At 61.7% G+C, this 21,867-nt stretch carries 20 protein-coding genes; 16 read left to right on the plus strand and 4 right to left on the minus strand.

The window, feature by feature from the left end; genetic code table 11:
• Nucleotides 1–78 precede the first annotated feature (78 nt).
• Together AB3X86_RS17915 and AB3X86_RS17920 are read left to right on the plus strand one after the other, a co-directional pair.
• Nucleotides 79–1,548, plus strand: a complete 1,470-nt coding sequence (locus tag AB3X86_RS17915; protein ID WP_368597008.1) for an aldehyde dehydrogenase — start codon at nt 79–81, stop codon at nt 1,546–1,548.
• The gene (locus AB3X86_RS17920) at nt 1,545–3,140 is read left to right on the plus strand and encodes a GMC family oxidoreductase (protein WP_368597009.1); all 1,596 of its coding nucleotides are present in this window, start codon (nt 1,545–1,547) and stop codon (nt 3,138–3,140) included. Before AB3X86_RS17915 ends, AB3X86_RS17920 begins: the two co-directional genes overlap by 4 nt.
• A 142-nt stretch (nt 3,141–3,282) precedes the next feature.
• On the opposite strand, the gene AB3X86_RS17925 is transcribed toward AB3X86_RS17920, so the two are convergent.
• The gene (locus AB3X86_RS17925) at nt 3,283–4,437 is read right to left on the minus strand and encodes a methyl-accepting chemotaxis protein (RefSeq protein WP_368597010.1); all 1,155 of its coding nucleotides are present in this window, start codon (nt 4,435–4,437) and stop codon (nt 3,283–3,285) included.
• 458 nt (nt 4,438–4,895) lie between these two features.
• Here AB3X86_RS17925 and AB3X86_RS17930 point away from each other — a divergent pair, with 458 nt between their 5' ends.
• From AB3X86_RS17930 to AB3X86_RS17945, 4 genes are all read left to right on the plus strand, one after another.
• Nucleotides 4,896–5,795: a LysR family transcriptional regulator gene (locus tag AB3X86_RS17930; RefSeq protein ID WP_368597011.1), complete on the plus strand. Its 900-nt coding sequence runs from the start codon at nt 4,896–4,898 to the stop codon at nt 5,793–5,795.
• A gap of 129 nt (nt 5,796–5,924) precedes the next feature.
• A complete protein-coding gene (locus tag AB3X86_RS17935) occupies nt 5,925–6,710 on the plus strand; it encodes an SDR family NAD(P)-dependent oxidoreductase (RefSeq protein ID WP_018436029.1) in 786 nt (261 codons plus the stop codon).
• A gap of 340 nt (nt 6,711–7,050) precedes the next feature.
• The gene (locus AB3X86_RS17940) at nt 7,051–7,437 is read left to right on the plus strand and encodes a hypothetical protein (protein WP_368597012.1); all 387 of its coding nucleotides are present in this window, start codon (nt 7,051–7,053) and stop codon (nt 7,435–7,437) included.
• An 11-nt stretch (nt 7,438–7,448) separates the two neighbouring features.
• Nucleotides 7,449–7,991 carry a nuclear transport factor 2 family protein gene (locus tag AB3X86_RS17945; RefSeq protein WP_368597013.1) on the plus strand — a complete coding sequence of 181 codons (543 nt, stop codon included), beginning with the start codon at nt 7,449–7,451 and terminating at the stop codon, nt 7,989–7,991.
• Nucleotides 7,992–8,083: 92 nt separating this feature from the next.
• On the opposite strand, the gene folE is transcribed toward AB3X86_RS17945, so the two are convergent.
• Complete coding sequence (gene folE, locus AB3X86_RS17950; protein WP_368597014.1) at nt 8,084–8,719, minus strand: GTP cyclohydrolase I FolE; 636 nt, start codon at nt 8,717–8,719, stop codon at nt 8,084–8,086.
• A gap of 190 nt (nt 8,720–8,909) precedes the next feature.
• Here folE and AB3X86_RS17955 point away from each other — a divergent pair, with 190 nt between their 5' ends.
• Entirely contained in the window at nt 8,910–9,887 is a 978-nt protein-coding gene (locus AB3X86_RS17955; protein ID WP_368597015.1) for an NAD(P)H-dependent flavin oxidoreductase, read from the plus strand.
• Between the two features lie 78 nt (nt 9,888–9,965).
• On the opposite strand, the gene AB3X86_RS17960 is transcribed toward AB3X86_RS17955, so the two are convergent.
• Nucleotides 9,966–11,309, minus strand: coding sequence for an MBL fold metallo-hydrolase (locus AB3X86_RS17960; RefSeq protein ID WP_368597016.1), 1,344 nt, complete (start codon nt 11,307–11,309; stop codon nt 9,966–9,968).
• Here AB3X86_RS17960 and AB3X86_RS17965 point away from each other — a divergent pair.
• Complete coding sequence (locus tag AB3X86_RS17965; protein ID WP_368597017.1) at nt 11,292–11,651, plus strand: hypothetical protein; 360 nt, start codon at nt 11,292–11,294, stop codon at nt 11,649–11,651. The genes AB3X86_RS17960 and AB3X86_RS17965 overlap by 18 nt on opposite strands.
• Before the next feature lie 22 nt (nt 11,652–11,673).
• Here AB3X86_RS17965 and bktB read toward each other — a convergent pair whose 3' ends face one another.
• Entirely contained in the window at nt 11,674–12,855 is a 1,182-nt protein-coding gene (gene bktB, locus AB3X86_RS17970; RefSeq protein ID WP_368597018.1) for a beta-ketothiolase BktB, read from the minus strand.
• A 353-nt stretch (nt 12,856–13,208) separates the two neighbouring features.
• Here bktB and AB3X86_RS17975 point away from each other — a divergent pair, with 353 nt between their 5' ends.
• The 8 genes from AB3X86_RS17975 to AB3X86_RS18010 all read left to right on the plus strand — a co-directional run bounded on the left by AB3X86_RS17975 (nt 13,209) and on the right by AB3X86_RS18010 (nt 21,854).
• The gene (locus tag AB3X86_RS17975; RefSeq protein ID WP_368597019.1) at nt 13,209–15,143 is read left to right on the plus strand and encodes an AMP-binding protein; all 1,935 of its coding nucleotides are present in this window, start codon (nt 13,209–13,211) and stop codon (nt 15,141–15,143) included.
• A 3-nt stretch (nt 15,144–15,146) separates the two neighbouring features.
• Nucleotides 15,147–16,358: an acyl-CoA dehydrogenase family protein gene (locus AB3X86_RS17980; RefSeq protein WP_368597020.1), complete on the plus strand. Its 1,212-nt coding sequence runs from the start codon at nt 15,147–15,149 to the stop codon at nt 16,356–16,358.
• Nucleotides 16,359–16,436: 78 nt separating this feature from the next.
• Complete coding sequence (locus AB3X86_RS17985) at nt 16,437–17,597, plus strand: acyl-CoA dehydrogenase family protein (protein WP_368597021.1); 1,161 nt, start codon at nt 16,437–16,439, stop codon at nt 17,595–17,597.
• A 19-nt stretch (nt 17,598–17,616) separates the two neighbouring features.
• Entirely contained in the window at nt 17,617–18,354 is a 738-nt protein-coding gene (locus AB3X86_RS17990) for an enoyl-CoA hydratase (protein WP_368597022.1), read from the plus strand.
• Between the two features lie 47 nt (nt 18,355–18,401).
• A complete protein-coding gene (locus tag AB3X86_RS17995) occupies nt 18,402–19,196 on the plus strand; it encodes an enoyl-CoA hydratase/isomerase family protein (protein ID WP_368597023.1) in 795 nt (264 codons plus the stop codon).
• Between the two features lie 51 nt (nt 19,197–19,247).
• Nucleotides 19,248–20,027 (plus strand): SDR family NAD(P)-dependent oxidoreductase, encoded by a 780-nt coding sequence (locus AB3X86_RS18000; protein ID WP_368597024.1) that lies wholly within the window; start codon nt 19,248–19,250, stop codon nt 20,025–20,027.
• Nucleotides 20,028–20,048: 21 nt separating this feature from the next.
• Nucleotides 20,049–21,041 (plus strand): NAD(P)H-dependent flavin oxidoreductase, encoded by a 993-nt coding sequence (locus AB3X86_RS18005; protein ID WP_368597025.1) that lies wholly within the window; start codon nt 20,049–20,051, stop codon nt 21,039–21,041.
• A gap of 132 nt (nt 21,042–21,173) precedes the next feature.
• A complete protein-coding gene (locus AB3X86_RS18010; protein WP_368597026.1) occupies nt 21,174–21,854 on the plus strand; it encodes a TetR/AcrR family transcriptional regulator in 681 nt (226 codons plus the stop codon).
• Nucleotides 21,855–21,867 lie beyond the last annotated feature (13 nt).

Here is a 21,867-nt window from a genome sequence, read left to right on the forward strand (position 1 = left end):
GACCACGACGGCGCGCCCGGCGTCTGTTCCTGCACGCGTCTTCTGCCTCGAGAAGTCAAACGCTCAATGGAACAGCACATGTCACTTTCCCCCTCGCATCAACACCCGCTCGACGTCCCCGGCCGACTCTTTATCGGCGGCGCATTTGTCGAAGGTGATGGCGACGCCATCGAGCACGTCAACCCTTCGACGGGTCGTCCTCAGGCCGTTGTGCGCCTGGCTAGCGCGAGCGACATCGACCGCGCCGTCAAGGCGGCCAAGGCGGCCCAACGCGTATGGATGGAGATGGGGCCGCGCGCGAGGACACGATGCTTCAGGCGCCTCGGCGAGCTGCTCGAAGCGAACCAGCAGCAGTTGGCATTTCTCGGCGCCCGGGAGTCCGGCATTCCAGTGGGATTGCCGCTGATGGACATGGCGCTGGGCTGGGTCGATCACTACATGGGCTGGATCGACAAGATCGAAGGTTCGTACGGCGAGTCTTATCCGGCGCCGGGCTTCAATTACACCCGGCGAGAGCCTTATGGTGTGGTGGGCGTCATCATTCCCTGGAACGGTCCGCTGATGGCGACCTGCATGATGGCGCTGCCGGCAATCGCGGCCGGCAATGGCGTCGTTCTGAAGCCGCCAGCGCTTGCGCCTTTCGTCGCGCTGCACATCGCTGAACTCGCTCATCAGGCCGGCTTGCCAGCGGGTCTGTTCAACGTCGTGCCCGGCGAGGCCGAGGCTGGCGAGGCGCTCGTGGCTCACCCCGACGTCGCCAAGGTCACGTTCACGGGCGGCGAAGGCGTCGCGCGGCGTGTGATGGCGGCAGCGGCGGCATGTCTGAAGCCGGTCGCGTTGGAACTGGGCGGGAAGTCCGCCAATCTCGTCTTCGAAGACGCCGATCTCGACGCCGCAGCGATCCAGGCGGTGTATGGCGCATTGGGGCTGAGCGGGCAGGGTTGCGTGAACCCGACCCGTTTGCTCGTGCACCGATCCCGCTACGACGAAATGGTGGCGCGCGCCGCGGCGGTGGCTGCCAGCATGAAGGTAGGTGATCCCTTCGATTCCGGCACGGTCGCCGGACCGGTGATATGCCAGTCGGCTTGCGATCGTATCCTCGGCATCATCGCGCAAGCGCGACGCGACGCGAAGCTGGTTGCGGGCGGCGAGCGATTGGGCGGCGAACTGGCCAACGGTTTTTTTATCCAGCCGACCGTGTTCGCCGATGTGCAGCCCGGGAGTGCGTTGGAACAGAACGAGGTGTTCGGTCCCGTGTTGTCGATCACTCCGTTTGCCGATGACGCAGAAGCGCTCGCGATCGCCAACGGTACCCGTTACGGGCTCGGTGCTTATCTGCACACCAATGATCTCGACCGGGCGCACGCGTTCGCCGAGCGCCTCGACGCGGGCTACGTGAACATCAACGGCTTCGCGTCGATGGCACCCGGCGCGCCGTTCGGCGGATACCGCCAAAGCGGCTTCGGCAGGGTGGGTGGCTGGGCCGGTATGGAGGAATATCTGCAACTCAAGAACGTCTTCGTTGCGCGCAGAGAAGGCAAGCGATGAGCGAAAGCGTTTTCGACTATATCGTGATCGGCGGCGGTTCGGCTGGGTGCGTCATTGCGGCGAGATTGAGCGAGAATCCTTCGACACGCGTGTTGCTGCTGGAGGCGGGCAAGGAAGGGAAGGGATTTCTCTTCGACGTGCCAGCCGGCAGTTTCGCGCTGATGGGCAATCCCAAGGCGGACTGGATTTATGCGACCGCGCCCGATCCCTCCGCCGGTGCGCGCGTGACGACATGGGCAGCGGGAAAGGCGCTAGGTGGAAGCAGCAGCATCAATGGGATGGTTTATATCCGTGGCCAGCGTGGAGATTACGACGCGTGGCGGGACAGCGGGTGCCCGGGCTGGGCATTCGACGATCTACTTCCGTATTTCTGCAAGTCCGAGAATTTCACCGGTCCCGCGTCCCCGGCGCATGGCTCTGATGGTCCGCTGAGCGTCTCGCCGCCGCGCGTACTGCATCCATTGGCTCACACCTTTCTCGAGGCTGCGGGGCAGTGCGGGATGCCAGCGCGTGCCGAGTATTGCGCAGGCGACGTGCATGGATCATTCATCGTCTATGGCACGACCCGGAAGGGCAAACGCTGCAGCGCTCGCAAGGCCTACCTCGAACCTGCGCTAGATCGGCCCAATCTCACTGTCACGACTGACGCGATCGTGGACCGTGTGCTCTTCGAACGACGGAGGGCGATTGGTGTGAAGGTGATTGTCGCAGGCGAGAGGCGCACTTTTACCGCTCGCCGCGAAGTTGTGCTGAGTGCGGGAACGATCGCTTCGCCCGGCGTGTTGCTGCGATCCGGCATCGGCGCTGGTGCCGATCTGTCCGCGATGGGTGTTGAAATCGTCGCCGATCTGCCCGGCGTCGGCCGTAATGTGCAGGAACATTGCGGGGTTTCCCAGAGCCGACTGACCGACGTGCCGACGTACAACACAATGGTGGGCGCACTGCGTCTCGCGGGACATCTGCTGAAGTATGCAACGGTAAAGAGAGGGATTCTGACCTCGATAGCCGTCCACGCGATGGCCTACGCGCGCAGCGCACCCGAACTGACCGAGCCGGACATTGCCATGAGTTTCTTGCCGCTGGCGATAGCTTTCGTCGGCGGACATCCCGCGCTCGCGAAGCAGGCAGGCGTGACGATCGGCTCGCAGGTGCTGAGACCCCACGGCCGCGGACGGATCCGCCTGAAGGATCTGGATCCGTGCTCGAAGCCGGTCATCGAGCACGCGTTGCTCGGTGATCCACGCGATCTTGCGTTGACCATCAAGGGCAGCCGTCTTGTGAGCGAGGTGTTCGCCGCAACCCCGCTGGCGAGACACGTGATCGGCGATCATGAACCTGCGTCGTTGCCTGAAAGCGATAGTGCGTGGGAGACGTACGTGCGCCAACACGTGGGCATCGGCTACCACCCGGTAGGCAGTTGCCGGATGGGAGCCGACGACATGGCCGTAGTCGACACCCGGTTGCGGGTTCGCGGTGTCGAGCGGCTACGCGTGGTCGACGCTTCCGTCATGCCGAACATCATTTCGGGCAACACGAACGCCGCGACGATCGCCGTGGCTGAGAAGGCGGCGGAGATGATTATCGCGGGTTGACCTCTGCGACGATTTGCCTGATCTGGAGCGCGCGAATGAGCATTTCCAAAGTTGTGTTAGTACACGGCGGTCGGAGATCAGGACGGTGTTATCGAATAGCCGGGACGCTGGAGACATCGTCAACACATCTACCATTACGGCTTTACGCCGCAGTTCCGCTCAGTAGCGCGTTTCGTTCGTCGCGTGAAAGCGTGAAAACGCACAGCATTTCGGCGAGTCGCTCGGTCTGCTGCTTCATGCTAGCGGCTGCGGCCGTGTGCTGCTGAACGAGCGTTGAGTTCACCTGCGTCATGCGGTCCAACTGTTCTACCGCAACGCTGACCTGACTGACTCCGGCCGACTGCTCTCGCGATGCCTCCGCGATCTGGCTGACCAGATTGGTTACGCCACGAACTTGTGCGACGATGTCGGCAATCGTCTTGCCTGCCGAATCGACCAGCTTCGATCCTCCTTCGACCGTTTCGACGCTTTGCGTGATCAACGCCTTGATTTCCTTTGCGGCCTGCGCGCTGCGTTGAGCGAGATTCCGGACCTCGCCCGCTACCACGGCGAACCCACGTCCGTCTTCGCCGGCTCTCGCGGCTTCGACCGCGGCGTTCAGGGCCAGAATGTTGGTCTGGAAGGCAATGGCATCGATGACGGAGATGATGTCCGAAATCTTGCTGCTCGACTGCGTGATTTTCTCCATCGTCGAGATGACCTGATCTACTACTCGTCCCCCATCTTCGGCCGCCTGGCTCGCGCGGGCGGCCAGACTACTCGCCTGTCTGGCCGCGTCGGCATTGTGACCCACCGTCGAGTTGATCTGCTCCATCGAAGCAGCCGTCTCTTCGAGACTGCTGGCCTGCGTTTCCGTTCGTCCGGAAAGCTCGAACGTGCCCGCGGCAATATCGTTCGTTGCCTGTTGCATGGTCTTTACGCCATTACGGACGTCGAGCACGGTGGCACGCATGTTGATACTGACCTGATTCAGCGTTCGGAGCACATCACCGATTTCATCGCTTCGAACGCTGTGGCACGTGGCGCTCAGATCGCCCGCGGCAATCTTCATCGCAGTTCGCGCGGCTTCCTGCAACGGGGCAGCGATGACGCGAGACAGGAACACGCCCGCAGCGGAGGTCAGCAGAATCAGCGCGGCGAGTTCGCTCCATAACGAGAACGAGGAAAGACCGTCAGCGCAACTCGCCAGTCCGAGTATGTCCACCAGGGTGAGCACGCCGAGGACACCCCAGATGTAGCGCTTCAGACCAACCGAGCGAATCCGGCCGGCGGCCTTGCCAACGATGCCGCGGCGCACGATGCGCCCTTGCTCCCATCCGAGCTTTCCGTCATGGTCAGAGCGAAAACGTCGATACAGTGCTTCCGCGTATGCGGTCCGCTCCCTGCGTAGCCCGAAGTTCCTGCAGCGAAAAGCCTGTGACGCGTTGATAAACCGGGTTCGTATAGACCACCTGAGATTGCACGCCTACGCAGCAGACCATCAGCTCATGGTCCTGTAGCTCGTAATCGCGATTCGTATTGTCCTGTTGCCCCATGTCTGTCCAAGCTCACCTGAGCTGTCTTTGGTTATTATTCGTATTGTAGAACGTCATTCTAAAATGTATGTGGATCGCTGCTTGACGTCAAGCTGCGGAGCACCCGATATGTCGTTGGGGCCCCCGCGTTCAAGAATGTGACCAGGGTTCGTCCGCAGTGCCCCGCAACGGGACAAAGGCGATATGCTGGCGACAGTCGATATCAAAGTCATATCAGCTCATGGAATTGCGGCATCTCAGACATTTCGTTGCGGTTGCGGAGACCCAGCACTTTGGCCGTGCGGCTGCGCGACTGGGCATGGCGCAGCCGCCGCTCAGCCAGTCGATCATGCGGCTGGAGGAGCAGCTTGGTATCAAACTGCTCGAACGCACACCGCGAGGCGTTTCCCTCACGCCCGCCGGAGCCGCGTTGCTCGCGGAAGCGAAGCCACTGATCGCGCAAGCCGAGCTGGCCGAGCGGCGCGTGCGGCAAGCCGCCGACGAACTGGCGAGTTTGAGCGTTGCGTTCGTGCCAATGTGCGCGGTTCGAATCATGCCGCTAGCCATTCAGGGGCTCCGCAAGCAATGGCCCGGTGTCGACGTCCGGTTGATCGAGCGCGGCAGTGCTTTGACCGTCGCCAGCGTGAAAAACGGCAGCATTGACCTGGGCGTGGTGGTCACCAGCGCCGCGGACGTCTCGGGTTTGGAAAGCGTGGTGATCGAGCGTCTGCGTGTGGTTGCCGCGGTTCCGGCGAAGTGGCCGGTGGCGACGCAGCGTTCGATTCACATCGCGGATCTCGCGCGATATCCTCTCATCATGTTCCCTCAGCAGATGTCGCAGCCGCTCTTCGCCGCGTTCGAGGCAGCGCGCCGCGAGGCGGGGCTGTCGCCGCGCGTGACCCAGCAAGCGCGCCATCCTTATACGATGCTCAATCTCGTGGCTCACGAACTGGGTGTCGGCCTGATGCTGGACTCGGCGCGTTACTTGCCCGTGGAGGGTGTCGCCTACATCGACATCGAGGATGTTCCAGCTTCGGGCGAAACCGAAGTGTCGCTGGTGTGGGCGGATAGGCCTCATAAGCCCTACCACCGAACGATGCTCGACATCATGCGTGAAATCGCGTCGTCGACTGCTACGTGATACGCGCAGTCGCTGCTCCTTCCGTCATCCGGTTCCTGGTTTATCTTGACACCATCAAGTGGTGCGTTTATTTTTCCGAATGACGTTCAGAAAACAACTTGCTCGCGATGCGAGCCAAAAGGAGGAGCAGTGAGCACGAATGTGGCGAGTCTATTCAATCTCGATCAGAAAGTAGCGGTGGTGACAGGGGCAGGTTCGGGCATCGGACGGGAGACGGCCCTGCTGCTAGCGTCGGCCGGCGCGGCGGTGGTCGCGGCGGATCTGAACGAGGAAGCGGCGCAGCAGACGGTCAAACAAATCGAAAGCGCGTCAGGCAAGGCTATCGCGGTCAAAGTGGACATCGGCAATGAAGCGTCGATTCTCGCGATGTACGAAACCGTGCAGGCGAAGCTCGGGCGCCTCGATATTCTCGTCAACAACGCGGGTATCTATCCGAAGACGCAATTCGTCGAGACGTCGGCCGAGAAGTGGGACAAGGTGCTCGGCGTCAACCTGCGCGGCACCTTCCTGTGCATGCGCGAAGCGATCAAGCGGATGCAGGGTGCCAAAAACGGCGGTTCGATCATCAATATTTCGTCGGTGGCTTCGCTGCAGCCGGTGATTTTCGACAACGGCGACTACGGCGCATCGAAGGCGGGTGTCAACAACCTCACCAAGGTCGCAGCTCTCGAATTCGCACCACATGGAATTCGCGTGAACGCAGTGCTGCCCGGCGGCGTGGCAACGGAGGGCGCGGCCGCATCGACGAAGGTTCATCAGGCCCACGGGCCCATTACGCAGCCTGGCCGCATGCCGCTGGGCCGCATCGGTGTCGCCTCCGATATCGCGAGGGCTGTGCTGTTCTTCGCGTCGCCGGCATCGGATTATGTCACCGGACAGCTTCTCGCTGTCGATGGCGGCTTCCAGGTCTCCTGATTGCCCGTCCGCGTCTCATTGCCGACCCCGTTGCACACATGACCATGTGTGCAACGGCCGCCCGGGCATGCGATTCGGTCTATCCATTCACGGCTAGTGAAAACACCGACGTCATTAATTGAACGACTTGTTGCATAACGGTTTTCCGTGACCTAGGATGTCTATCTAGAGGCGCCATGCAAGCGCCCGCCAGGCATAAGTCTGATCGGAGACATGCGATGTACTTTCTCGACAGCGATTTACGTGGTCCACTTGCGGACTACACGTTCCACTATCGTCGTGAGCGCGCTGAAAACGGCGCTCCCTCGCCGGACGAATCGGCTCGCGCAAGACAGCCGAATTGGGTGACGCGCGCGCTGGAAGCAATGGCGCCTGGTACTCTCGGCAAACTGCGCACGGGGGGCCGGACAAGATGAAAACGCTGACTCGCGAGAGCGCACGAGAAGCGCGCAGAGTATGGCTGCCGCTCATTCTTCTGTCGATTTCGGCAGCAGCGGTCTGGCTGCTGCAACGTGACCTGCACATGGAAGAACTAGGTCGGTCCGCGCTGTTCGGCGTCGTGATGACGTTTGCCGTGCTTGGCTTGACGGCACTTGCGGGCATCATCGGATGTGCGATCGCGAGCCGTGCGCGAGCGCAGGAAGCTGATTTGTCGACAGGCGAAGGCTATTGCTTCGTTGGCGCCGTGATTGGCGCGGTCGTCTTTTTTGTCGCCATGACCATCTAACGGTAAAAACGATGAATGAAGAGTTGAACGCACGCGTGGAAGCGCTGCTGGACAAACAGGACATACTCGAATGCGTGCACCGGTATTGTCGCGGGGTCGACCGCATGGACCGTGAGTTGACGCTGTCGGCATACCATCCGGGCGCCATCGACGATCACGGCGCATTCGTTGGAACTGCAGAGGAATTCGTCGACTGGGCGTTTGGATACCACACCGAGCATCAGTTGTCGCACCACCATATGGTGTTCAATCACAGCGTCGAATTGCAGGGCAATGAGGCGCACGCGGAAACGTACTGGCTTTTCTTCGGAGAAAATCGCGTCAAGCCGGACACGCTGGCGGTGGGGCGCTATATCGACCGCTTCGAGAAGCGTGATGGTGTATGGGCGATCGCGGCTCGTGTCTGCATCTCTGAAGCTATCAACGAACTCACGCCTGCAGAAGTACCTGCGGCATGGCGTGAAATCCTGATGAGCAATGGCGTAAGTTCAAGAAATCGTGAAGACGTTTCTTATGAACGGCCTCTAACGACGCGTCAACCCGCCGAGGCTTGACGCCGCACGCAAGCCTGTAACGACGCTCGCCGCGGATACGCAAATCGATTTACCCCAAAAAGCCAACGCCGGCTGGAAGCCGACGTTGGCTTTTAGCTATTGGGTAATGACGTATTCCCGCCGTGACCGACAATCGAGAGAAACTCGCGGCGCGTGGAAGGATCATCACGGAATGCGCCCAGCATTCGACTCGTCACCAGCGACGCGCCCGGCTTATGCACGCCTCGCGTGCTCATGCACTGATGTGCGGCTTCGAGAATGACGGCGACCCCCTTGGGTTGCAGCACGGTGTTCAACGCGTCGGCGATCTGAACGGTCATCTTCTCCTGAATCTGCAGACGCTTGGCATAGACATCGACGAGGCGCGCGAGTTTCGAAATGCCGACCACGCGATGCTCGGGCAAGTAGGCAACGTGCGCGCGTCCGATGATGGGCACCATATGATGTTCGCAGTAGCTTTCGAAGCGAATGTCCTTTAGCACCACCATCTCGTCATAGCCATCCACCTCGGAAAACGTGGTTGCCAGGATCTGCATTGGATCGGATTCGTAGCCCGAGAAGAACTCGCGGTATGCGCGCGCGACGCGTGCGGGTGTTTGAATGAGGCCTTCCCTTTCGGGGTTGTCGCCTGCCCATCGGATGAGTGTTCGCACGGCTTCTTCCGCTTGATCCATGGTCGGGAGAACCGACGCTTCCTCAGCGCTAATCTCGTTGTCTCGCTTGTTCATCAATTCTCCTGATCGTTCATGCCTCGTGCAATCACATGCGTGTCCGCGAGTGCAGCACATGAGCATCGGCAATGGAGAAGTGTATATAATTGCACGATGTTCGTAAATATAAACCAACGACGCATTTCACACGCGACGCTCGACCGCTGCACGTTGACGAATCAGGATGCACTTACACAGGAATCAGCAGATGAAAACGCGCATTACAGAGTTGCTTGGGATTCGATACCCGATTGTTCAAGGGGGCATGATGTGGGTGGGCCGCGCGGAATTGGCCGCTGCTGTCTCGAACGCCGGTGCGCTCGGCACCATCACCGCTCTCACTCAGCCCACACCGGAGGCATTGCGCAACGAGATAGCTCGCGTTCGCTCGATGACGGATCGGCCATTCGCCGTAAACCTGACCATCCTGCCGACGATTAAGCCGGTGCCGTACGACGAGTACGTGCAAGCGGTCATTGAGAGTGGCGTGAAGATCGTCGAGACGGCGGGACGCAATCCCGAGCCGTATATGCCGTCATTCAAGGCTGCGGGGATCAAGGTGATCCACAAGTGCACGTCGGTGCGTCACGCGCTGAAAGCCGAGGCGTTGGGGTGCGACGCCGTGAGCGTGGACGGATTCGAATGCGCCGGCCATCCCGGCGAGGACGACGTGCCGAATCTGGTCCTGTTGCCGGCCGCGGCCGCGAAGCTGCGCATCCCGATGATTGCCTCGGGTGGCATCGCCGATGCGCGCGGCATGGTCGCCGCACTCGCGCTCGGCGCGGATGGCATCAACATGGGAACGCGTTTCATGGCAACGCGGGAGGCGCCGATTCACGAGAACGTCAAGCGCAAGCTAGTAGAGCATGATGAGCGCAATACGGCATTGATCTTCCGCACGCTGAAGAACACGTCGCGTATCTTCAGGAATTCGGTAGCGGAGCGAGTGCTGGAACTGGAGCATAAAGAGGGTGCGACGTTTGCGGATCTCAAGCCGCTGGTCAGCGGGGAGCGCGGCAAGCGTATGTACGAGACGGGCGATACGGAAGATGGAACGTTCCCGGCCGGTCTGGCAATCGGGCTTATCGAAGATATACCCACCTGTGCGGAACTCGTGAATCGGATGGTGGCTGAGGCGCGCGCACTCATTCATGACCGGCTGACCGCGCTCGTAGCAGAGAGCTGAAGTCGAAAGAGGACGGCAATCGAATGCGGCTGTCCGCGCTTGAGATTCAGGGGGCGGGTGGACAGCCGATACAGGGCATTACGAGCGCAAGCACGCGCGCGCGGTCAGATGACGGTGTTCGTCGAGCCGCTCCAGATGAGCCAGCAGCGACCGGCAAGCGGCTGGCCAAAGTCTTTCGGGAACATCGGTGTAAGCAAGCCGCAGCCAATCGTCGATCGAACCGCTCGGCAGCGCCTTGACCGCGTCGGCGATCTTGGCTTCCCGGGCGAGCCGGTGTGCCTTGAGGCGCGCGATCTGGTCACGCGCCCGGTCGAGCACGTACCCGTGTGCGGGGAGAATAAATTCGATCTCTCGTTCGGTACAGATCGCGTCGAGTCGGTCTAGTGACGCAAGGTACGCCGTCATATTGCCGTCCGGCGGATCGATGATGGTCGTGCTGCCATTCAAAATGTGATCGCCGCTGAATAGCAGTCCGTCCTCCAGAAGGACCAGGCACACGTGGTTGCTTGCGTGCCCGGGCGTCGAGACCACGAGCAATCGATGCGTCTGTCCGTCATGCGCAAGCGTGAGCACCTCGCCGTCGAGCAATTCACGGTCGGGGACGAAGTGATTGTTTGCCTTGGCGGCAGGTCCTGACGGCACGCCGAGGATGGGTGGCTTGTGCGGGCACATCGACTGCAGCGGCCTCGCTCCAGGCGCATGGTCCACGTGGGAGTGCGTGCAGACGATCATGCGAATGTCGCCGCCCGTTGCCGAGAAGATGCGTTGAAGGTGCGCCTGGTCGCCTGGTCCCGGATCGACGACGATGAAGCCAGTCGTCGCCGTGACGACGATGTAGCTATTCGTGCCTGGACCGGTCATCAAGCCGCCGTTCGTCGCGGTCAATCGCATCACGTTTCGCAGGAGTGGGATCGCTTCTGTGGATCGCCAATCGAGACAGTGGAGCACCTGGCCATCGGGGCACACGAGGCGCAATTCGCCGTATGGGGTATCGCCTTCCATGCACCGCATGACACTGCCTGCTTTCATCCCACCACGCGGACAACTGCTCCAGAGTGATTTTTCCGCCCTACACGCGGCGAGCAGTGCATCAACCGAGTCGAACGAGCGAAGGCGCTCGAGCGTGCGCACCGTTGGGAAGATCATCGCGAAGTCGCCAGCGGCATGGCGTGCCAGCGCCTCGTCGGGACGGACCCACAAGGGTTCGAACTGCTCGGCGCCGTCCGCGACCGCGGTTTGATCGACCGGCATGCGCGCCACGAAAAACCGGACGTCAAAGCGCCGCGGCAGATCACGGTCGGTGATCCAATGAGCAAACGGATAAACGCAATCCGCAGCGAGCGTGAGCCCATGCTGCGAGCAATGGTCCTCGATCGTTGTTGCCCGCTCGAGCTTCGCAATGTCGTGGTCGTCGACGAGCACACCGTCGTGTCGCCATGCCAGCAGCACGCCGAGTTCTTCGAATGTTTCCCGAATGGCAGCCACGGCCTGAACCGCCTGCGTATCGTCTTGCGTGGCGCGCCGTCGTGCGCTGCCGGCGATTCGTGCATCGGAGTAGTCGATCGCTCCGCCGGGAAAGACGAACGCGCCCGGCGCGAAGCTCGCCTGCGCCGACCGTCGTGTCATCAGCACTTCGATGGTTGGCCAACCTTCGTACTGCGCGTCGCGGACCAGGAGCATCGTCGCAGCGGGGCGTGGCGCCACCGGCTGTCGTTGCGCGTGAAGCAGTTGTTCGGGACGTACCACGTCTCCCCCTCTGGTTGAACGAATAACGCTGCGGAAAGCCTTAAATGCGCTCGAAGATGGCCGCGATGCCTTGGCCCCCGCCGATGCACATCGTCACGAGCGCATAGCGGCCGCCGCAACGATGCAACTCGTGAATGGCTTTGACCGCAATGACGGCGCCGGTCGCGCCAATCGGATGACCGAGCGAAATACCCGACCCGTTCGGGTTGACCTTGGCGCTGTCGAATTCCAGTTCCTTCACCACCGCGCAAGCTTGCGCGGCGAACGCCTCGTTCGCTTCGATCACATCGAGATCGGCGACGGTCAAACCCGCGCGCTGCAGCGCCTTCCGTGTTGCAGGCACCGGACCAATGCCCATGAATTGCGGGTCGACGCCCGCGTGAGCCCAGGAGACGAGCCGCGCAAGAGGACGAAGGCCACGTTGTTCTGCGGTGCGGCGGGCCATCAGCAGGACAGCTGCGGCGCCGTCATTGAGACCGGACGCATTGCCGGGCGTGACGGTACCGTCTTTCTGGAACGCCGGGCGCAATTTGGCGAGATCGGCGAGGGTCGTGCCCGACCGCACATGCTCATCGGTATCGAAAGCGATTTCGCCTTTTTTCGTACGCAAGGCGACCGGCACGATCTGCTCGCTGAAGTTGCCGTCGTGAATGGCTTGCGCAGCGCGCCGGTGCGATTCGACGGCGAGCGAGTCCTGGTCTTCGCGCGTGATGCCGTACTTCTTCGCGACGTTCTCTGCGGTTACGCCCATATGGCAAGCGCTGAACGGATCAGTCAACGCGCCGACCATCATGTCGATCAGACGGATGTCGCCCATGCGCGAACCCGAACGCGCGCCGGTGGCCACGTAGGCTGCGCGCGACATGCTTTCCGCACCTGCGCCGATCGCAATTTCGGTGTCGCCGTGCGCGATGGCCTGGGCGGCGGAGATGATTGCCTGGAGGCCGGAGCCGCACAGCCTGTTGAGCGTCAGTGCCGGTGCTTCGGCGCTGACGCCGCCTTCCATCGCGGCGACGCGCGCGAGATACATGTCGCGAGGCTCGGTATGGATCACGTTGCCGAACACCACATGACCCACATCTTCACCCGGCAGATTCGTACGCTCGAGCAGCGCGCGAACGACGGTTGCGCCGAGCGTCGTGGGCGGAACGCTCGATAGCGCGCCACCGAAATCTCCAATAGCGGTGCGAACGGCAGCGGTGACGACGACCTCATCCGACATGATGGCTCCTTGGTCCCGCGAATCGGTTACGATCCGGTTCGTGTTTAACAATATGAATGATGTTCGAAAATTAGCGCATTTTTGTTTTCGTGTCCACGCAATTGTGCAGTGCGCAAGGATGAGATGGTGCCGAGCATTTCTTGCTTCATTCGCGCCGGATCGCGGGTTGGATATCCGGCTTCCTTGTGGGTGACAACGGATAGACGCGGGTTCGATTTCGCGCTATGCTGGTTCAACTTGATGATCGACGTTCAATTATTGGTTTGTCTTGATCCGCGAGATTTTGCGTGTATCGGATGGCGATGCGAGCGCGCGCGGGACATGACGTGCCAGATAACAACAGGACGATTCAGATGGATGCAGCTACGGCTTCGCACGATGCCCTGATGGATGTGCCGTTTCGCCCGATCCGCCTCGGCAGCATGGACGCGATCGTCGAGCGAAGGCCCGACGGAAGCGTGGTGTATGAACTGAAGGAACCGCTCGAACCGTATCCCGTCCGCTTGACGGAGCGGCTCGAACACTGGGCGAGTGTCACACCCGAGCGTGCGCTGCTCGCGCGGCGGACGCCGGACGGCAAGTCTTGGGAGTCCCTGACCTATCGGCAGGCGTTCGACGGTGCGCGTGCGCTGGGGCAGGCGTTGCTCGACCGAGGCTTGTCGCCGTCCCGTCCGTTGATGATTCTTTCGGATCGGGGCTTCGAACACGCGCTGTTCGCGCTCGCCGCATTGCACGTAGGGGTTCCCTATATTCCGGTGACGCCCGCATATTCGCTCTTGTCGCAGGACTTTTCGAAGCTCAGGCAACTCGCTGCCGTATGCACGCCCGGCCTCGTCTTCGCTGATGACGGCGCGCAATATGGCCGTGCATTGCGCGAGGTGTTCGGCGACGTGGAATGTGTCGTCGTCGGTCCGTTGCCGGAGGGGCGTGCCGGTTCGCGTGTCGCCGACTGGCTGAAGACGCCGGTTACGGCCGACGTCGAAAAGGCGTTCAACGCGGTCGGCCCCGATACGGTGGGCAAGATCATGTTTACTTCGGGAACGACGGGCGCACCGAAAGGCGTCATCTACCCGCAACGCATGTTGTGCAGCAATCGACAGCAAGTCGCCCAGGTGTTCGCGTTTCTTCAGGATGGGCCACCGGATCTCGTCGACTGGCTGCCGTGGCATCACACCTTTGGCGGCACGCACAACTTCGGCATGGTGCTGTATGGCGGGGGTACGTACTACCTGGACCCAGGCAAGCCGACGCCGGAGGAAATTGGTCCGACGGTGCAGGCGTTGCGCGAAATCGCACCGGTCGTCTACCTCAATACGCCTCAAGGGCTGGCCTCGCTGATTCCGCATCTGAAGGCGGACGACGCGCTGCGCAAAAAATTCTTCAGCAAGCTTGCGCTCATCTACTACGGCGGCGCTAGCCTGCCGAAGCACATCTGGGCGCAACTCGACGAGCTCGCGGTGCGAACCATCGGCCAGCGTGTTCTTATCATGTCGGGCATCGGCGGCACGGAAGCGGGCCCGACGCCAATGTCGGCAGCCTGGGATCCGCGACGCGAGGCGATCGCGGGCTTGCCCGTGCCCGGCGTCAAAGTGAAAGTGGCTCCGGTGGACGAGAAGCTGGAAATCCGCTTTTTCGGCGACTGTGTTACGCCCGGCTACTGGAAAGATCCCGAGCGCACCGCCGCCGCGTTCGACGACGAGGGCTATTTCCGCTCGGGTGACGCCGCAACCTTCATCGACCCGCAGCGTCTGGAACTTGGACTGCGTTTCGACGGACGCATCGCGGAGAACTTCAAGCTATCCACGGGTACATGGGTCAACGTCGCGGAGTTGCGACTGTACGCGCTGAACGTGTTTGGCCCGTATGCGCGCGACATCGTGATCGCCGGGCACGACCGCGAATACCTGAGCGCGCTCGTCTTCCCCGACATCGAAGCGTGCCGTGCGCTTTGCGACGACCTTCACGATCCGATGCCGGACGTCGACCAGATCATCAACAGCCGCGGTGTGCGCGCCTTCTTCCAGGCGGGGCTCGACAAGCTCGCCGCGCGTGCCGGCGGTAGCTCTGCCCGCATTGTCCGCATCGTGCTCGAAAGCGAGCAGCCGACGCTCGATAACGGCGAATTGAGCGCGAAGAGCGCAATCAGCCAACGCAATGTGCTCGAGCGGCGGCGTGGCGTCGTCGACGAGCTGTATCGCGTGCCGCCCACGCCGCGCACCCTGGTCGGTAACGCTGCCGCGGCAGCGGATGCAGATCGGGTTCAACGTACTGAAAACGCCGGAAGCTAAACAATGGATTTTCGCGTAGACCCTGCGGACATGGCGTTCCGTGAAGAAGTTCGGGCGTTTCTCAAGCAGCATCTGCCGGCGGATATGGCCTTTCGCGGGCAGCAGGGCTTTCTCGCAGGCGACGACGATTCGCAGCGCTGGACCCGCATTCTGCATGAGACGCGCGGATGGTCAGTGCCGCATTGGCCGGTTGCGGACGGCGGCACAGGCTGGAGCGCGATGCAGCGCTACATATTCGAAGAAGAGTGCTATCTGGCGGGTGCGCCGGCGCAGAACCAGGCGGGTGTGTCGCTAGTTGGCCCGGTGATTTGCGAGTTCGGCAATGAAGAGCAGAAGCGCCGCTTTCTGCCGCCGATTCAACGCGGGGAAGTGTTCTGGGTGCAGGGCTTTTCGGAGCCGGGATCGGGCTCCGATCTCGCATCGCTGCGCACGACGGCGGTTCGCGATGGAGACCATTACATCGTCAACGGGCAGAAGATCTGGACCAGCTTTGGCACCTCTGGCCAATGGAATTTCGTGCTGGTGCGCACGGATACTGAAGCGAAGCCGCAAAAAGGCATTTCCTTTTTGCTGCTCGACATGACCTCGCCGGGTGTTACCGTGCGACCGATCGGCTCGCTCGACGGCTGCAACCACCTTGCCGAAGTGTTCTACGACAACGTGCGCGTGCCCGCCGAAAACCTGATCGGCGAAGTGAACAAGGGCTGGGGGTATACGAAATTTCTGCTCTTCAACGAGCGCGCGTTCCTCGGCGCCGAGGCCCCGGCGCTCAAGCGCTATCTGCGCAAGATCCGGCACTACGCGTCGCGCGAGCACGCGGCCGGCAAGCCGTTGATCCAGGACCCGACGTTTGCGGCGCGTCTTGCGCAGTACGAGCTGGAGGTTCGCGCCATCGACATGGCGGTGCAGAAGATCCTGCATCAAGGGATCGACGAGCGCAGCGGCGGAATGGCAATCGGCTCCATGCTAAAGGTGCGAGGCTCGGAGCTCCATCAGAAGCTGACCGAGATGCTGCTCGAGGTGATCGGCGACTACGCTGCCGTGTTCTATCCCGATCCGAACGAAGAGCGAGCGCTGCGCGACGCGTCGTTTATCGGGCCCGAGTACGCGCCGGGCCTCGCGGCAGAGGTTTTCTATCGACGTGCTTGCACGATCTATGGCGGGACGGCCGAAATTCAGCGAAACATCATCGCCAAGGCGATGTTCGACCTGTGAGCTCGAGTCGATCCACGAACATCCGTCGATTCCCGTTGGGGGGAATCGCATCAATTGCCGGCAGAAAGAGGGTGCAGCATGGATTTTGAGTTGAGCGACGAACAGCGGATGCTACAGGAAAGCGCGCAGCGCTTTGTGCAAAAGAGCTATACGTTCGAACATCGCCGCAAACTGGCCTCGGAACAAGGAGGCTTTTCGCGCGACACGTGGCGCACGCTCGGCGAAATGGGCTGGCTCGGTATCGCCGTTCCGGAGGAAATGGGCGGGCTCGGTTTCTCGCCCGTCGAAAGCGCCATTGTGGCCGAGCACATCGGCCGCGCGCTGGTGTTGGAACCGTATGCGATGTGCGGTGTGTTTCCCGCGTCGTTGGTGACTCGCTGTGGGCGCGAAGGGCAGCGCGAGACGCTGCTTGCCGAGATCGTCTCGGGGGAGGCTGTTTATGCGGTCGCGCACAGCGAGCGCGAGGCGCGAGGCCAGGTGCACTATGTGACGGCCACCGCCACGAAGACCACCGACGGGACCTGGAGGCTGGATGGCTATAAGACGCTCGTGGTGGGCGCACCTGTCGCCGATCGCCTCCTCGTCGTCGCACGCACGGCCGGTGCGGCCGGCGACAAGGATGGCATCGGTATTTTCGTCGTCGATCCGAAGCAGGCAGGCGTGACGCTCAAGACCTGCGCGTTGCTCGACGGCACGCCATCGGCCGACTTGCTGCTCGAAGGCGTCGTGGTGGCGCAATCCGATGTCTTAGGCGAAGCGGGCAATGCCTTCGAAGGGCTGCAGGCCGCCGTCGACGAAACGATCGTCGCGATCTGTGCGGAACTCGTGGGTGATATCGAGGACGCCATCGAACTCGCTTCGGAATATTTGAAGACCCGCAAGCAGTTCGGCGTCGCGATCGGCAGCTTCCAGGCGCTGCAACACCGGATGGCCGACATGGCGATCGATGCGATGCAGGCGCGAGCAACACTGCATCGCGCATTGCTCGCGCTCAGCGAGAACGGGCCAAATAGAAGCGTCGAGGTTTCAGGCTGCAAGGCGCAGACCACGCGCAGCGCGAAGTTCGTGACGCAGCAAGGCATCCAGTTGCACGGCGGTTACGGCATTACGAACGAATACAAGGTGGGCCATCACTATCGCCGCCATCTGGTACTCGACGCGTTGTTCGGCAACATGGACTATCACCTGAATCGTTACGCACGGCAGATTCAGTGCGAGGTATTGGCTGCGCTGGCGTGAACCCTAGCGAGGAATTGCGATGGACGCGAAAGTAACCGATTTGCTCGGCGTGACTCGAGAAGATGCCGTTCTTACGCTGACACTGAATCGGCCCGAGGCTCGCAACGCGCTGAACCTTGCATTGACCGAAGCACTCGTCGGCGCGTTGAACCGCTTCGAAGCGGACGAAAGCCTGCGTGTGCTGATCGTGACCGGCGCAGATCCGGCCTTTTGCGCGGGGCTCGATCTGAACGACTTCTCGGCGCCCGATGCGCCGCGCTCGTGGGTCGCGGAAATGATCGATATGTGGCCGCGCATCACCAAGCCGGTGATCGCGGCGGTCAACGGCGCTGCCGTTACCGGCGGTCTGGAACTTGCGATGGGATGCGATTTCATCATCGCGTCCGAGCGCGCGCGCTTTGCCGATACGCATACGAAAATCGGCGCGCTCGCCGGCGGCGGCATGACTGCGAGATTGCCATATATCGTGGGTCCGAGGTGGGCCAAGCAGATCAGCTTTACCAGTGACCCGATTGACGCGGCCACGGCGTTGCGCATTGGCCTCGTGAACGAGGTGGTCGGCCACGATCAACTGATGGAGCGGGCAAGCTCACTCGCGAAGACGATCGCGAGCCGCCGGCCCGATCTCGTCGCGACGGTCAAGCGTGTGGTCGATCAGGGTGCGCTAACTTCACTGGAAGAGGCCTTGCGAATCGAGAAGGCTGCATTGGCGCAAAGAAAGAAGAATGGCGGCATGGCGTGGCAGGTGGGGAAATAACCGGCTGCCCAACCAAAGCGCTTAGCTCAAGGGACGTATGTACCCGCATGACAAATCTCTACGATCTTCCAGACGATATTCAGGTGACAGCCGCCGGCGGCCTGCGCGTCATTACGCTCAATCGGCCAGACGATCTGAACGCGTCGACCACGGAGATGCTGTTCAGCTATCCCAAGCTTTTTGCTGCGCTAGCCTCGGACCCCGACGCGCGTGTCGGCATTCTCACCGGTGCGGGACGAGCGTTCAGCGCTGGCGGAAACATGAATCACTTTGTCAAGACGCTCGACGACCCCGAGTTCGCCGCGCAGGTCCAGGAGAACGCGCGTCGAACGATACACGGCTTCATCGACGTGCCGATTCCGCTGATCGCCGCGGTCAACGGGCCGGCCGTCGGCTGGGGCGCGACAATGGCGACCTTGTGCGACATCGTTCTGATGTCGGAGAAGTCGTTTCTCGCGGAACCGCATATCAACATCGGTCTGGTCGTCGGTGATGGGATCTCCGTGGCGTGGCCGCTCTACACCAGTCTGCTGCGTGCGAAAGAACTGATCTTCACCGGGGACCGGATCACACCGCAGCAGGCGGTCGAATTCGGTCTTGCCAATCGCGTCGTCGAACCTGAAAAGCTGATGGACGAGGCCTTGGCGCTTGCTGAAAAACTGCTCAAGCAACCGCGCAATGCGCTGCGTGAAACCAAGAAGCTGATGAACCTGCATCTTCATCGCAGCGCGGCGCAGATGCTCGACACGACGCTTGCGCGGCAGTTGGCGGCGACGCTCAGCAACGAGCATCATCAGATCGCGTCGGCTTTCATCGCTCAGCAGAAGCGCAAGCAAGGCTAAATCCGCTCGTTGAACCTCGTGTTCATCGGTCCGCTCACTTCGGGAGTACCAATGCGCTCATCACTATTCGACCTCACCGACAAGGTCGCGATCGTCACCGGATCAAGTCGCGGCATCGGTTACGCCAGCGCCCTCGGCATGGCGGAGCACGGCGCGAAAGTCGTCATTTCCGGCCGGAACGCCGACGCCTGCGAAACTGCGGCGCAATCCATCAACGATAAGATCGGCCGCCGCGTGGCCACGCCGTTCGCGTGCAATATCGGCCGTAAAGCCGAACTGCAAGGACTAGTGGCCGCGGCGAACGGCGAGTGGGGCCGAGTCGATATCGTGATGGCCAATGCGGCGATTCATCCGTGGATCGGATCCACCCTGGATCTGCAAGACGAAACGTTCAACAAGTTCATGCAGGTCAACGTTCAGAGCAATATCTGGCTCGCGCAATTGACCGTGCCCGGCATGATCGAGCGTGGCTATGGGCGCTTCATTTCGGTGGCATCCGTGGTCGGCCTTTTCGGTGATGCCGCGACGGGAACTTACGGGCTCACCAAAGCCGCCGACATGCAGCTCGTGAGGAACCTCGCGATGGAATTCGCAGCAAAAGGCGTCACCGCCAATTGCATCGCGCCCGGAACGTTCAAGACCGAGATGGCGCGATCGCAATGGGAGGATGAGGCGTTGGTCGAATGGTACCGTGGCCGCAATCCATCGCAGCGCTTCGGCGAGGTCGAGGAGATCGCCGGGCTCGCCGTGATGCTCGCTTCGCCTTCGGGCGGTTATATCAACGGCCAGACGATCGCGGTGGATGGCGGCCACACGATTTCGTTTCGCTGACGTGCGGGAGGAAATGGCATCGTGCGCCCCCACACGTTCAGCACGCGAATCACCGATCTGCTCGGTATTCGCCACCCGATTCTTTGCGGCGGTCTCGGGCCGCGCGTATCCGACGCACGATATGTCGCGGCGGTGGTCAACGCAGGCGGCATGGGCTTCATTGTCGGCGCGGGCTTTCCCGATTCCGACGAATTCCGCAATGAGTTGCGCACCTGCCGTGAGCTCACCGGTGCCAGCAACTTCGGCGTCAATCTGTACATATCGCGGCAAGCGGGTGGCGTGGAGCGGGTCAAGCAACAGATCCGCATTCTGATCGAAGAGAAGGTTGCCTGCGTGGAGACGGCCGGTGCGAGCCCGGAAGCGGTCGTGCCGCTGCTCAAGGAGGCGGGCATCAAGGTTTTGCACAAGGTGCCCGCCGTGCGCTATGCACATACGGCGGCGCGGATGGGCGTCGACGGCGTGATCGTCGTCGGTAATGAATGCGGCGGCCATCCAGGCGTCTACCAGATCGGCAGCATCGTGCAGGCCGCGCAGGCGCCGCGGGAAATCGGCTTGCCGGTCGTGATCGGCGGCGGCATCGGCACCGGGCGGCAGCTTGCAGGGGTGCTCGCGATGGGCGCCGACGCGGTCCTGATGGGTACTCGCATGATGGTCGCCGAGGAGCTATGGATTCATCCCGAGGTCAAAGCAAAGGTCGTGGCGGGCGACGGCAGCGAAAGCGTCGTGGTCAAGTCTGCGATTCGCGATCACCACCGCGTGCTGCGCAACGAGAGCGCCGAGGCGGTCATGGAACTGGATCGTGCGCAGGTGAGCGAGTTCGAGCGGTTTCGTCCGCATGTGATGGGCGCGCTCGCGCACGAGGCCTACGTGACTGGCGACACAAGCAAAGGCATGATCGACTACGGGCACGCCGCGGTCTTTGCTGACGCGGTCCGGAAGGTCGAGGCAATTTTCGACGAGATCATCGACGACGCGGTGGCGGCGTCGAGCCGGTTGAACAGACTGATGACCTAGACGGCCAGCGCGGCGACGATAGAGCGAGCAGCAGCGCGTCACGAGGCTCAGGCGGTTGCGACCCCCAGGCTACAATCTGACGCGAAGTGGTTCCAATACCGGCGAACCATACGCATCATCTATCGACAAGTCATGAGCGCAGAGAAAGGGTCGCGAGCCGCGCGTAAGGGGGAGGCTTCACCACGCGCAAAACGGGGTCGCCCATTCAAGGCCGATGCAGAGAGGCGCCAGGACGAACTGCTCGACCATACGCTGGAACAGTTCATGGCCGTCGGCTATCGAGCCGCGACGATGGACGGCATTGCGGCATCGTTTGGCGCGAGCAAGTCTACGATCTACCGGCGCTATGGAAGCAAGGCGGGCCTGCTGCGCGCGGCGATGGAGCGCGGCGTTCCGCTGCTGCTCGATCCGCTCACCAACGTGTCCACCGACGCACGTCGTTCGCCGCGCTCCGTGCTGCGCGACTATGGGGAAATCATCCAGTCCTACCATGCGGACCCGAACATACGCGCGATGTGGAGGGCGGTAAGCGAGGCGCGAGAAGAACTGAACGAGATGCTCGAAGACGTCGTCGATCAGCAAGACAGGGCGTTGGCTCCGATCGCTGACTATCTCACCGCGTTGGCAATCAACGGAAAGATCGTGGTCTCCGATCCGCGCGCGGCGGCCGCGTGCTTTGGCGCGCTGACGAGTGGCGGCCTCGCCAGCTTCCTTGGCGAGCCGCTTCGCGATAAAGAGCGGCATGCCGCGCTAGAGCTGGCACTTACGCTGTTCCTCGACGGCATACTTCCGCGCGCAATGGATCGGAAGTAGTCGCGATTTCCGT

The sequence above is a fragment of the Paraburkholderia sp. BR14374 genome (assembly GCF_040948685.1).
Lineage (GTDB): Bacteria > Pseudomonadota > Gammaproteobacteria > Burkholderiales > Burkholderiaceae > Paraburkholderia > Paraburkholderia youngii.